General features: G+C 65.3%; 11 protein-coding genes and 1 riboswitch. Of the genes, 1 reads left to right on the top strand and 10 read right to left on the bottom strand.

The genetic code is table 11. The annotated features are described in order from the left end of the window. Nucleotides 1-76: 76 nt before the first annotated feature. The 10 genes from P4U43_RS02940 to P4U43_RS02895 form a co-directional block, all read right to left on the bottom strand. The gene (locus P4U43_RS02940; protein WP_277357462.1) at nt 77-1,282 is read right to left on the bottom strand and encodes an O-succinylhomoserine sulfhydrylase; all 1,206 of its coding nucleotides are present in this window, start codon (nt 1,280-1,282) and stop codon (nt 77-79) included. An 88-nt stretch (nt 1,283-1,370) separates the two neighbouring features. Then, nucleotides 1,371-1,904 carry a rhodanese-like domain-containing protein gene (locus tag P4U43_RS02935; protein WP_277357374.1) on the bottom strand — a complete coding sequence of 178 codons (534 nt, stop codon included), beginning with the start codon at nt 1,902-1,904 and terminating at the stop codon, nt 1,371-1,373. Between the two features lie 6 nt (nt 1,905-1,910). Further along, a riboswitch (SAM riboswitch) is annotated at nt 1,911-2,036 on the bottom strand. Between the two features lie 245 nt (nt 2,037-2,281). Next, nucleotides 2,282-3,136 (bottom strand): aminodeoxychorismate lyase, encoded by an 855-nt coding sequence (locus tag P4U43_RS02930; RefSeq protein ID WP_277357373.1) that lies wholly within the window; start codon nt 3,134-3,136, stop codon nt 2,282-2,284. A gap of 25 nt (nt 3,137-3,161) precedes the next feature. Next, nucleotides 3,162-3,446: a hypothetical protein gene (locus P4U43_RS02925; RefSeq protein WP_277357372.1), complete on the bottom strand. Its 285-nt coding sequence runs from the start codon at nt 3,444-3,446 to the stop codon at nt 3,162-3,164. A gap of 97 nt (nt 3,447-3,543) precedes the next feature. Continuing rightward, a complete protein-coding gene (pabB, locus tag P4U43_RS02920; protein ID WP_277357371.1) occupies nt 3,544-5,607 on the bottom strand; it encodes an aminodeoxychorismate synthase component I in 2,064 nt (687 codons plus the stop codon). 3 nt (nt 5,608-5,610) lie between these two features. Continuing rightward, nucleotides 5,611-6,228: a LysE family transporter gene (locus tag P4U43_RS02915; protein ID WP_056543312.1), complete on the bottom strand. Its 618-nt coding sequence runs from the start codon at nt 6,226-6,228 to the stop codon at nt 5,611-5,613. Nucleotides 6,229-6,383: 155 nt separating this feature from the next. Next, nucleotides 6,384-6,893, bottom strand: a complete 510-nt coding sequence (locus P4U43_RS02910) for a low molecular weight protein-tyrosine-phosphatase (RefSeq protein WP_277357370.1) — start codon at nt 6,891-6,893, stop codon at nt 6,384-6,386. A gap of 57 nt (nt 6,894-6,950) precedes the next feature. Continuing rightward, a complete protein-coding gene (locus tag P4U43_RS02905) occupies nt 6,951-8,564 on the bottom strand; it encodes a phytoene desaturase family protein (protein ID WP_277357369.1) in 1,614 nt (537 codons plus the stop codon). 45 nt (nt 8,565-8,609) lie between these two features. After that, nucleotides 8,610-9,407 carry a methyltransferase domain-containing protein gene (locus tag P4U43_RS02900; RefSeq protein ID WP_277357368.1) on the bottom strand — a complete coding sequence of 266 codons (798 nt, stop codon included), beginning with the start codon at nt 9,405-9,407 and terminating at the stop codon, nt 8,610-8,612. A 10-nt stretch (nt 9,408-9,417) separates the two neighbouring features. Then, the gene (locus tag P4U43_RS02895; protein ID WP_082565801.1) at nt 9,418-9,888 is read right to left on the bottom strand and encodes a MarR family transcriptional regulator; all 471 of its coding nucleotides are present in this window, start codon (nt 9,886-9,888) and stop codon (nt 9,418-9,420) included. Between the two features lie 91 nt (nt 9,889-9,979). Here P4U43_RS02895 and P4U43_RS02890 point away from each other — a divergent pair, with 91 nt between their 5' ends. Continuing rightward, on the top strand, nt 9,980-12,157 hold the full coding sequence (locus P4U43_RS02890; protein ID WP_277357367.1) for an MMPL family transporter: 2,178 nt from the start codon (nt 9,980-9,982) through the stop codon (nt 12,155-12,157). Nucleotides 12,158-12,282 lie beyond the last annotated feature (125 nt).

The following is a 12,282-nucleotide window of genomic DNA, read 5'->3' as shown; positions in this document are numbered from 1 at the left end:
AGCAGCAAGATTGCTCCTGCCTTCTTGGGGAAACCTTGGACGATCGTTTGGGTTACGGAGTGAGGCTACCCAGACATCAGGAAGTGAGTGCCTTGCCCAGATCAGTCTGCAGGTCGCTTACGTCTTCAAGGCCCACCGAGAGCCGGATGACGCCGTCGGTCAAGCCGATTGCGGCACGCCCTCCAGGACCCATGGCGCGGTGTGTGGTGGTAGCAGGGTGGGTGATCAGCGTCTTTGAATCGCCCAGGTTATTGGAGATATCGATGACTTTCAGGGCATCGAGCAGCGCAAAGGCGCGCTCCTTCGCCTTTCCCTCGGGTGCATCCAGTTCAAAGGTCACCACCGTGCCGCCAGCTGTCATCTGGGCGGCAGCGAGATCAAACTGCGGGTGCGATTCGAGCAACGGGTAACGGACCCAGTTCACAGCCGGTTGGGCTTCAAGCCAGCGGGCGAGGGTCAGCGCCGAGGACGAGGAGTGGTTCACCCGCAGGGAAAGGGTTTCCAGTCCCTTGAGGAGGGTCCAGGCATTGAATGACGACAGCGCGGGCCCGGTGTGCCGCATGAGTGTCTTCACCGGACCCTCGATGAACTCCCTGCGGCCGAGGATCGCGCCGCCCAGCACCCGGCCCTGCCCGTCGATGTGTTTGGTGCCGGAATAGACGACGACGTCGGCACCCAGTTCCGTACACCGCTGCAGCAGCGGTGTGGCGAAGACATTGTCGACGACGACCTGCGCACCGGCCGCGTGGCCGAGCTCAACGACCGCCCGGATATCGACGATCTCCTGCATCGGATTGGACGGCGACTCAAAGAAGACCGCCGTGGTGGGAATGCTCAGTGCTTCCTGCCACTGGCCGAGGTCCCAGCCGTCCACGAAGACAGTCTCCACACCCCAGCGCGGCAGAATCTCGTTGAGGATGACGAAGCACGAGCCGAAGAGGCTGCGGGAGGCAACAACGCGGTCGCCCGAGGCCAGGAGGGCACCGAGCGCGGTGAAGACGGCAGACATGCCGCTGGCTGTGGCGAAGCACGCCTCCGCACCCTCGAGCAGGCGAAGCCGCTCCTGGAACATGGCGACAGTCGGGTTGCCGTACCGGGAGTATACAAAGCGGTCGACGTCCCCGGTGAAGGCTGCCTCCGCCGCCGCAGCAGAGGAATACACAAAGCCCGAGTTCAGGAAGAGCGCCTCGGACGTCTCCTCGAAGTTGGACCGTGCCAGCCCCCCGCGTACCGCGAGGGTATCGGGTGACCAGGCAGCGCCGTCGTCATCCGGGCGTTGGATTCGGGGGTAGCCGCCGTTCCCCGCGATGGGCTCACGGCTGGCCGCCGGAGAGAACGACGACGGCGCGGGCTCACTTACTGGCGTGTGCTCATTCACGGGCGTCGCCACGGTCCGTTGCCGACCGGGCAGCGCCGGTCCGTTCTGTGATCGCGGTCTGTCCTGTGGTCGTTGCGTGATCTGTCGTATCCGTGCTCTCTGGGGCTTCTTCTGCATGCACTGTGGTGGCGAGGCCGCTGGAGCGCCAGCCGCCGTCGGCCTCAAATCCGTGCAGCACGTTGTAGGCAGTGTGACCGGCGGCGGTGGCATTCTGTGCTGCTGCCACAGAACGGACGCCGGAACGGCACAGGAAAAGCAGTTCGCGGCCCTTGAGCCCGTTCAGCTGGTTGAGGAAGGAGACGTTACGGCTGCCGTCGGAGCGCGTCCACTCGAGGAAGAGGGGGACGGTCCCGGCGTCGGTGAGGTCGGGAACGCCGACGCTCCGCCATTCCTCGACAGTGCGGACATCCACCAGCACGGCGCCCTTGCTGACGCGTTCCACCGCATCACGTGCGGTGATGTTGCCGGCATAGCCGTTGCCGGGCCGGGAATTCGCCGGGGGATGGGGGTTGGAATGCAGTGCCATTGTGTCTCCTCACGCTGTGCACGCTGGTGATCATGGGATGTGATCGTTGTGCCGAGTAGTCACCTGAGGCACCCCGCCGTGAAAGAGGGTTGCCGTCCAGCAAGTCAGGGCTTGGCGCTGGCACTCGTTACTCCGGAATGAACGTAGCACCGGCGGCGCCATGCCTGCCATGCCGGGCCGTAACGTGCGGTAACGCCGGTGGTACTCGGGCCAAAGGCGCCGGGGCGTGGCAGGCCTGAGCCAAAAGTGCCGATGCGTGGCAGGTTCGTGGGGATGTCCCCACGATCCTGCGAATTCCCGGCACTTTTGCGGGTGGGGCAGGAGACGGACGAGTGGGCCAGGGAACGTGCGGGTGGGCTGGGGGATAAACGCTCGGGCTAGGAAACGGACGCTACGAGACCGCTCAACTCCGCGGTCAACTCCGGTGAAACCGTCACCGGCTTTCCGTCGATGGACTCGACCTCGGCGAGCAGGCGCACACTCGAGATCAGCCAGACGCCGTCAGATGCAAACAGGTCTTCCGGCACGAGCGGTCCGTAACCCAAATCCCAACCTGCCTCACGCGCCGCCGCAAACAGTGCACCCTGCGAGGTGCCCGGGAGGATCCCGCTCTCAAGCTGGGGCGTGATGAGGTGCTTGACGCCGTCGATGACCCGCGCAATCAGGACTGTCGAGGTCGGGCCTTCGAGGACCTTGCCGTCAGACGAGGTGAAGATGACATCGTCGGCGCCGTGCGAGCGCGCATAGCGGACCGCCGCCATGTTCACCGCGTAGGAAAGGGTCTTCGCGCCCATCAGCAGCCACGGAGCACGCTGGGCAACCGTGCTGTCATAGCCGCGGTCAAGCAGGAGGACCGACAGCCGCTGGCCGCGCAACCCGACCGGTACGGCGGACACCTGGACCCACGCGGTGGCTCCAGCCTCTGGTTCGCCCCGGGTGGCGACGAGCTTGACCACGAGTTCGCCGTCGTCGTCGGCTGCCGCCAGCGCGGTGGTGATGGCGCGTTCCCACACGTCCGACGACGGAATCTTCAGTTCCAGCGCATCGGCGGACGTCGCCAGCCGGGCGAGGTGGGCCTGCAGCTTCCGGGGAGCGCCGTTGACCGCGAGCATTGTTTCGAAGATGCCGTCACCCCGCGTGATCCCGGTGTCGGTAACCATCAGCTGCGGCTGTGCTGCGTCAGCTATGCGGCCGTCGGGACGGGCGGGGTCGAGGAACACCAGAACAGTCATGCGATCAGCATAGTGACCGGGCAGGTCAGGAGCTCGTGTCGTTGTCCTCGTTCAGCCCGCGCTGGGCAAAGTCTGCTTCATCGGAAGCTTCCGCAGGGAGGGGATCGGCAGCGTCCGGAACCTGGTCCGGTGCGTAGTCGATGAGACCGGCGTCGACCCGTTCCTGCTCCGTTGCGGCCGCCAGGGCATCGTCATCGAGGCGTTCAGGCTGCCCCGCATGGCCCTGATGGATGCGCTTGGGAAGGAACTCGTTATCGGGCTCCGGAACGTCGTTCAGGTTGGGCGTGTTTTCATCGTTGGAGCTAGTCATGACCGTTCTCCTTCGTTGCACTTTCCTCGGGCGTCCCATGCTTCCACAGACGCCAAGTGGACGAAAGGCCCGCTCAGCGAACCGCTCGATCGCAGCGTCAGCTGGGGAAGCTCGAACCAAGCGCAGACAGCACCCCGAACGCCTTCGTCCGGACCTCGTCCCACTCCTCGGCGGGGTCGGAATCCGCAGTGATCGCGCCGCCCACTCCGAGTGTGAGGCGGGTGCCGCCGTCGTCGTCCTCCAGCACGAGAGTGCGGATGACGACGGCGAGATCCGCCGCCCCATCGAGGGAAAAGTAGCCGGCGGCGCCGGCGTAGACCCCGCGGGGTGCTTCCTCGAGCCGGTCCAGGATAGCCATGGTGCTGATCTTCGGCGCACCCGTCATTGAGCCGGCAGGAAATGCGGCCGCAACGGCTTCGGCACGGGAGGAACCGGGCCGGAGCCGGGCGTCGATGGTGCTCACCATCTGGTGAACGGTTGCATAGGTCTCGATGTCGCACAACCGGGTCACCGTCACGGTGCCGGGGACTGCAAGGTGGGAGAGGTCATTGCGGAGCAGGTCCACAATCATGATGTTCTCTGCCCGGTCCTTCGTGCTGGTGCGCAGATCCTCCTGGAGGGCGGCGTCTTGGGCTGGGTCCGGGGAGCGGCGCCGGGTTCCTTTGATTGGTTCGGCCCGCATTCCGCCGGTGGAGTCCAGCCGCAGGAATCGTTCGGGCGAGGTGCTCGCGACGGCGAAGCCCGGGAAGGTGAAGTAGTGCGCAAACGGGGCAGGATTGGCGCCTCGCAGGGCGAGGTAGATGCCGAATGGGTCGACGGGCGTTTCCTCGCGTGAGGTCAGGGCCGTCGTCAGGCACACCTCATACGAGTTGCCGTCCGTGATTTCCGCCTTGGCCGCACGGATTTTCTCCAGGTAGGGCTCGCGTGTGTCCCGCGCAGTGAAGCGGGGTGCACTCAGTGGGCGCGGTGCACCCACCGGACTTGTCACCGCCGGAGCAGCGCCCCCGGAAAGCATGACGGCGCGGGCACGTTCCAGCCACGCATCGGCGTCGGCGTCGCGGGAGCCGTCGCTCAAGGTCAGCAGGTAGGTGCGCTGTTCCCGGTGGTCAAGGACGACGGCACGCCCCGCGAAGAGCAGCGAAGCATCCGGAACCGAACTGGAACCGTGCGCAGGAGCGGAACCACCGGTTTCACGCTTCAGCTCGTAGCCAAGGTAGCCCAGCCAGCCAAGTGCGAACGGCCCCGGATAGTCCTCCGGCGACCGGACCGCGCGGCGACCCCACACGCCGTCGAGCCAGCGGAAAAATGGACCGGCAATCCGGGCAGTAACCGGGCCGCTGCTGACCATGGTGACGCCGGAGGTGTGCTGCGCAACCTGCCCGAACCGGCCGCCGTCGTCAGCCAGGATGGAGAAGCGGCTGCGGCCCTGCGGGTCCTGGGCCGCGGAGCTGTCCAGCCAGGCAGCGGCCTCAGCTCCGCCATACAGGGTGGAGAAAACGCCTGCGGCGTCCGGACACCCTGCGACGCTCTCAACCTGTAGCGTAAGACCCCGCCGTGCGGCACGCTCCATGGACATGAGCGATTCACACTGCGGCAGTCCGGCCAAGGCACGACGAAGCTGGTCCGGAACGGCGTTGCCGCGATGGCCCTGGACCAGCAGGTCAGCGTGGGGCGCGGGCCGGTCGGTTGCGAGCCACCGCTCTTCCTGTTCGGACCAACGCTGCCAGAACGGCGCATACGTATTGCCGTCCCGGACGAGTGCACTGGTCCGGCGGAGATTGTCGTCAGCGTGTATCCACACCACCACGTCGAGCAGTTCCCGGGCAGCTGCGCAGGCCGCACCCACGCCCTCGACCACCACAATGTCAGCGGGTTGGGTGAGATGGGTGGCACCGTCGTTGTTCGTTGTCCAGTCCCACGCCGTCCACCGGGCGGGCAGTCCGGAAGCCAGCGGGGTGAGCACCGTGCGGACGTACCGCTCCATGCCGTCGGCCAGGCCGTCCCAACCGGGGTAGATGTCCTCGAGGTGGAACAGGCTGACGGTGTGGTGTTCGCGCAGCAGTGCAACAAGTTCCACGGCGAGGGTGGTTTTACCCGCTCCGGACCGGCCGTCCACGGCAATGATGAGCGGAGCGACGGCGTTCGCGGACTTGTGACCCATACGTCAGGCGAATGCCAGCAGCGCACCCACGGCCACGAACAGGGTGCCGAACGTGCGGTTGAGGACGCGTTGCCCGCGCGGGCCGCTGGTGAACCGGCTGAAGGAACGTGCAGCGGCGGCGAAGAACAGCCACATCACCAGAACATCAATAACGACGACGGTTCCCGCCAGCACCCCGTACTGGCCGAAAAGCTCCTGCTCGGGCCGGATGAATTGGGGGACGAACGCGAGGAAAAACACGATCGCTTTGGGATTGAGCAGGTTCACCCAGAGGCCGCGGCGAAACATTGACGCAGCGCCCTCGGCGTGGAGCGTGGCCGCCTGCTCGGCTGGCACCAGGGGCTCAAGGAACTTCCGGATGCCCAGGTAAACCAGGTAAGCGGCACCGGCGTAGCGGATGATGCTGAATGCCAGCGGGGACCCGGCGACCAGGAGGCCAACCCCTGCCGCGACGACGCCGATGTGTACCAGCAGTGCCAGCTGCTGGCCGAGGATGCCCCACATGGAGCGGCGAAAGCCGACGGTGAGCGAGTTGCTCATAGTGTTGACGGCTCCGGCACCCGGGGTGAAACTGATGAGCGCCTGGGCGCCGACCAGCGCCAGCCAAATCGAAAGGGTCACTGGTTAATCTTAGGGGCCGCACGGAACCTTCAACGCCGCTTTCATTGCCGCGGAGGCATACAGGGTCTCGTCCATGCTGCTGATGATCTTGCGAGGCCTTGGTCGAGAGCGTATAGGGCTCTGCCGGGGGAGTAGGACTCCAGCCTCGTCAGCACTCAGCGGGCGGCGTGGCCCCGCGCCAGTTCCTCCAGTACGTACTGAACGATCCCGGGAACGGCGTCGTTAACCATTCGCCACGTGGCTTCGAAGTCTGCCTGATCTCCGTACCACGGGTCGTAAATTCCGAGCTCGGAAACCGGTGTCCCGGCAGCGGCCGGATCGAATTCGCGAAGCATGCGCACCCGGCTCCGGCTCTCGGCGTCGGGCGCTTCCAGGCGGAGGTCCTCGTAGTGGTCAACATCGAGCGCGAGAATGAGGTTGCGCTCGCTGTACCACTCCGGGTCGAACTTCCTCGCACGGTGCGTATCGCTGACAAGCCCGAGTTCGGTGAGCTTCGCGGCCGCCCGCTCATCGATCGGGTTACCTGCTTCCCAGCCGGTGGTGCCGGCGGAATCCACCAGGACGTCATCGGCCAGACCAGCCTCCTCAAAGGCGCGGTTCAGCATAATTTCGGCCATGGGGGAACGACAGATATTGCCGGTGCAGACAGTGACGATCCTGTACATGAATCAATCCTAGGTACTGAAGCGGGACGGTCGCAGGGGACGTGCCGAAATCCTCGGCTAATCCTCTTCCAGCAGCGCCATCGCGGCGCTGTAACCACCGAGTCCGCTCACGCCGCCGCCGCGCCGTGACCCCGCTCCGCACAGCAGGACGCGCGTGTGATCCGTTGCGACACCCCACCGGCGAGCGGGCGTGTCCAGGGGTTCGTCGTCGTCCGCAAAGGGCCACGACAGCGGTCCGTGAAAGATGTTCCCGCCCGTCAGGCCCAACGTTTCCTCGAGATCGAGGGTGGTCTTGGTTTCGATGCAGGGCTCACCCGAGGGTCCGGCGAGGATGCAGTCCTCGATCGGCTCGGCCAGCACGCTGTTCAGCGACGCCAGCACAGCCTGCTGCAGCGCAGCGCGGCGAGCATCGTGGTCCCCTGAAGCGAGCAGCCGGTGAGGGGTCTGCAGGGAAAAGACGGTGAGTGTGTGCGCCCCCGCCTCCCGCAACTCCGGCGACAGGATCGAAGGATCCGCCAGCGAGTGACAGTAGATCTCGATCGGCAACGGGTCGGGTACCCGGCCGGCGGCCGCCTCGTCATAGGCCTTCTCCAGCTGCGGGTACGTCTCGTTGATATGGAACGTCCCGCCGAATGCCTGCTCCGGTTTCACATTCGGGTCGCGGAGCTGCGGAAGCCTGGACAGCAGCATGTTCACCTTCACCTGGGCGCCTTCAGCAACAGGGTGCGACGCCGGTGGGAAGCGTGAGGCATCCGGCCCGCCCATCAGCCGGGCCAGAGCGGCCGGCGTGACATTCGCGAGGACAATTTCGCCGCTCACCCGCTGAGGACCACCGCCTTCGCTGTAATACACAACCGGTGTTCCGCCGACTGTAGCTGCCACAGCGGTCACTTCCGCTTCCGTGCGGATCACCACGCCTGCTTCGCGCGCCGCCCGCTCCAGCTCTCCCGAGACCGCGCCCATTCCACCGACGGGCACATCCCAGTTCCCGGTGCCACCGCCGATCACGTGGTACAGGAGGCACTTGTTCTGCTGCAGATCCTCGTCGTGTGCCTGGGCGAAAGTGCTGATGAGCCCATCGGTCAGTAAGACCCCGCGCACCAGATCGCTGTCCACGCAGCGTTCGATCACCTCACCGACCGGCCGCTCGATGAAGTCTTCCCACACCGAGTCGTCGCCGACCAACGCGCGCGCCTCAGCCCGGCGCAGCAGCGGCTGCGTCACCGTCGGCCACAACTTTTCGCCGAGTATCGAAGTGCTCCGGTGGAAGGACGCGAATCCGCCGGTGTCGTTTTCAGCACCGATGCGTTCGAAGCTGGCGCGGGTCGCCTCGTCATCGGAGATATCGATGAGTAGCCCCACGTCAAAGCCGGGCAGCGGCGTATAGGAGGAGTACCGCCGTCGTACCAGTTGCAGGTCAAGATCGAGGTCCTCGATGATCTGCTGCGGCAGGAGGCTCACCAGGTAGGAGTAGCGGGACAGCCGGGCACCGGTGCCTGGAAACGCTTCGGCGGAGACCGCTGCGCCGCCCACCCGGTCCAGCCGTTCAAGGACCACCACGGACCGGCCGGCACGGGCCAGGTACGCTGCCGCAACCAGGCCGTTGTGGCCGCCACCGACCACCACGATGTCGAAATGCTCAGGATCGGTTGGCAGGGTCCGGCTCATCATCGCCTCACCCTACAACTTCACACGCGAACCGAATCGACAACTGTTTCACACACGGATGATGAGCTCCCCGCACGGAATGAGGAACCAGCCGTCGGGCGATTCACCCCAGCGCCGCCAACCGGCAGCCATCCGTTCCAGCGCGGCGCTGTCCGCCAGACCGCGCTCAAGCGTCTGCTCCGCGAAGCCCGAGCTCAGCACGCGCTCCGCCCAGGTCTCCGCGTGCCAGCGGCGGCGCTCCTGCGTGGCATACAACCAGTTCGACGACGATACCTCCACCTCCGTCAGGCCCGCCTCGTGAGCCCAGGCAAGGAGGTGGCGGCCGGCGTCGGGCTCTGCCCTGTTGCTGCGGGCGAGCTGTTGGTAGGTTTCCATCCACTCGTCCAGCTCCGGAGCCGGCGGGTACCAGGCCATGGCGTGGAAGTCCGCATCACGGACGGCGATGATGCCGCCAGGGCGGGTGACGCGCTGCATCTCGCGTAGCGCCGCAACCGGGTCCGTGAGGTGCTGCAGCACCTGATGGGCGTGCACCACATCAACGGATTCGTCCTCAAGATCGAGGTCATACACATTGCCCGTGCGAAATGAGAGGTTCTCAATGCCGGCATAGGTGCGCGCCGCCAGAGCCACGACGTCCTCGGCCCGATCCATGCCGATCACCACTGCGGGGTCCAGCAGTGCAGCAAAATCGGCGGTAATGCTCCCCGGGCCGCAGCCGATATCGAGCAGGCGCATCCCGGAGGAAAGGTGCTCCAGCAAGTATCCGGCGGAATCCTGCGCCCGGCGCATTGCATGGGCGCTCGTCACGCTGGCGTGGTGGCCATGGGAGTAGACCTCATCATTCATGACCGACAGGTTACTCCGGCGCGTCCTCCGACGCCTGACGGCGCGCGTTCACGGTGGCGTCCGTGACCTTGCGCATCATGGTGCTGAACAGCTCGAGTTCTTCGGGGGCGAACCCGGAGAGGGCCTGTTCCACTTCACGCGCCAGGGGGATGAATAGCCGGGACCCGGTTTCGAGTGCCTTCTCCGTCATCTCGAGGTGTACCTGCCGCCGATCCACAGAACTCCGGGAGCGGCGGACGTGCCCCGCTTCATCGAGCCGGTCTATCAGCGCCGTGGTTGCCGGTGAACTCAGGTTCAGGGCGTGGCGGAGCATCCCGGGTGTCACGGTGGCGCCGGCGCGCGCAGCACCCATCATGATCCCCAGTGCGTTCAGATCCGTGCGGTGCAGGGAATCGCGGACGCTGACCGTATCCACGTAGCGGTCAGTCTCAACGGTGAACTGCTGAAGCAAAGCCAGTAGTTCACGTGATGCGGCGGCCATCTTCCTCCTGTTCATCTCCAAGATTAGAATACTGCGAATTATCTCGATGGTGGATATAGTAGGAAGCAGAGATACTCCAGGAAGGTTGCGCATGTTCAACAAGAAGTGGGTCCGGGTGTTCTTCCCGGCATTCATCGTGGTGCTGTGGTTCATCGGTGCCGGCTTCGGCGGTCCCACTTTCGGCAAGCTGGAGGAGGTTTCCAGTAACGATCAGGCGTCCTTCCTCCCGGCCAGCGCCGAATCGACGGAGGCCGGCGAGCTGCAGGCAGCGTTCACGGAATCCACCGCGGTGCCCGCGGTGATCGTGGTTGAGTCGGAGACCGAGATCCTTCCCCAGGAACTCCCGCTCTATGAGGAGTTGGCTGGTCAGCTGACTGAGGTGCCCGGCCTTGAGCCTGCCGCCGAGGGGCAGCCGGCTGTCATCGGTCCCATCCCCTCGGAGGATGGCCTTGCCATCCAATACATCGCCTCAGTGTCCGACGGCGCCGAGCTGGGTGAGGTGGTCATCGAACTCCGCGAGGTGCTTGAGGCGGAGCTTCCCGCGGGTACCGAGGGCTATGTCACCGGGCCGGCGGGCTTTACCGCTGACCTCGTCAGTGCATTCGGCGGAATTGACGGGATCCTCCTGGCTGTTGCCCTGGCAGCGGTGTTCGTGATCCTCCTGGCCGTGTACCGTGCGCTCATCCTGCCGTTCCTGGTGCTGTTCACCTCCGTCTTCGCGTTGGCAACCTCGATTCTGCTCGTCTACGCCTTCGCCCTGTGGGGCTGGATCGAGCTGAGCGGGCAGAGCCAGGGGATCCTGTCGATCCTGGTGATCGGCGCGGCAACGGACTACGCGCTGCTGCTGGTTGCCCGCTACCGTGAAGCACTCACCGAGTTCAGCTCTAAGTGGGATGCCATGAAAGTTGCTTACCGGGCCTCGGTCGAGCCGATCATCGCCTCCGGGGCCACGGTGATCCTCGCCCTGCTGTGCCTTCTCTTTTCCGATCTCAACTCGAACCGCAGCCTTGGTCCCATTGCCGCGATCGGCATTGTCTTCTCCCTGCTGGCCGCGCTGACCCTCCTGCCCGCCTTCCTCCTGCTTTTCGGGCGAAGCGCTTTCTGGCCGCTACGGCCGAAGGCCGGCACTCATCCGGCCGGTGTCCACGGCCGCAACGTCACCGGTCTGGAAGGACTGCGCGGCGTCTGGAAGCGGGTCGGTGGACTCATCTCACGGTCTTCCCGGCCTGTCTGGATCGTTTCCCTGCTGGTCCTCGTGGCAGGATCCCTCGGGCTGCTTCAACTTCAGGCTTCGGGTGTCCCGCAGTCCTCGCTGATCCTGACTCCGTCGAATGCGGTGGATGGTCAGGATGCACTGGCCCGCCACTTCAACGCCGGCGCCGGCAGCCCGGTGACCATCATCGCTCCCGAAGGGCAGGAAGACGGCGTGCTCGATGTCCTCGAAGCGCAGGAGGGCGTCGCTGAGGCGACCGTTGCCGCTGACCAGGCGGGCGACGTCGTCGTACGCGATGGAAATGTGCTGGTCAGGGCCACGCTTGACTACCAGGCTGACTCCGCAGAGGCCGAGGAGCTCGTCAAGCAGTTGCGCACCGATCTGGACACGGTGAGCGCGGACGTGCTGGTCGGTGGCGTGACCGCCGTCGCGCTGGATACCAACGAGACCGCCCAGGCAGACCTGACGAAGATCATCCCCATCGTCCTGGTGGTGATCCTGGTGGTCCTCATGCTGCTGCTGCGGTCCGTCCTGGCGCCGGTGCTGCTCATCGGTTCAGTGGTGTTGTCCTACGCCACTGCGCTCGGTGTCTCGGCGCTGGTGTTCAACAACCTGCTCGGGTTCGATGGCGCGGACGCGTCGGTTCCGCTGTTCGGCTTCGTGTTCCTGGTCGCGCTCGGCGTCGATTACAACATCTTCCTGATGACCCGGGTACGGGAAGAGTCACTGCGCATCGGAACACGGCCTGGAATTCTCCGCGGGCTGGGTGTGACGGGCGGGGTCATCACCTCCGCGGGCGTAGTGCTGGCTGCAACCTTTGCGGCCCTGGGCGTCATCCCGATCCTGTTCCTCGCGCAGATCGCCTTCATAGTGGCATTCGGCGTGCTGCTCGACACGGTGATTGTGCGTTCACTGCTGGTTCCGGCGCTCGCGTACGACATCGGACCGAAAATCTGGTGGCCTTCCAAGCTGGCACAGCACGACGGCGGCACCCACCCAGACCGGCAGTCTGAAACTGAGCAGGAAGGGCGGAAAGAGCCGGCTCACCGGGCGTAGCTGCGGCGGTTGGCGGGCGCAACCTGCACAAATTCTCATTGGTATTGCGGTTGCTACCGGCGAGTAGCTAGCGTCTGTGCGATGCCCGCTCCCGCCCGGGGAGCGTCGATGATACGAAGAGGTTT

Source organism: Arthrobacter vasquezii, assembly GCF_029455255.1.
In the GTDB taxonomy this organism is placed as follows: domain Bacteria; phylum Actinomycetota; class Actinomycetes; order Actinomycetales; family Micrococcaceae; genus Arthrobacter_D; species Arthrobacter_D parietis.
Note: the sequence above shows the minus strand (reverse complement) of the source record. Positions and strands in the feature narration are given on the sequence as shown.

Bases quoted from the DNA above. Each gene is read 5' to 3' on its own strand.
- P4U43_RS02935 (WP_277357374.1), bottom strand. From the start codon at position 1,904: ATGGCACTGCATTCCAACCCCCATCCCCCGGCGAATTCCCGGCCCGGC.
- P4U43_RS02930 (WP_277357373.1), bottom strand. From the start codon at position 3,136: ATGACTGTTCTGGTGTTCCTCGACCCCGCCCGTCCCGACGGCCGCATA.
- P4U43_RS02925 (WP_277357372.1), bottom strand. From the start codon at position 3,446: ATGACTAGCTCCAACGATGAAAACACGCCCAACCTGAACGACGTTCCG.
- pabB (WP_277357371.1), bottom strand. From the start codon at position 5,607: ATGGGTCACAAGTCCGCGAACGCCGTCGCTCCGCTCATCATTGCCGTG.
- P4U43_RS02910 (WP_277357370.1), bottom strand. From the start codon at position 6,893: ATGTACAGGATCGTCACTGTCTGCACCGGCAATATCTGTCGTTCCCCC.
- P4U43_RS02905 (WP_277357369.1), bottom strand. From the start codon at position 8,564: ATGATGAGCCGGACCCTGCCAACCGATCCTGAGCATTTCGACATCGTG.
- P4U43_RS02900 (WP_277357368.1), bottom strand. From the start codon at position 9,407: ATGAATGATGAGGTCTACTCCCATGGCCACCACGCCAGCGTGACGAGC.
- P4U43_RS02895 (WP_082565801.1), bottom strand. From the start codon at position 9,888: ATGGCCGCCGCATCACGTGAACTACTGGCTTTGCTTCAGCAGTTCACC.
- P4U43_RS02890 (WP_277357367.1), top strand. From the start codon at position 9,980: ATGTTCAACAAGAAGTGGGTCCGGGTGTTCTTCCCGGCATTCATCGTG.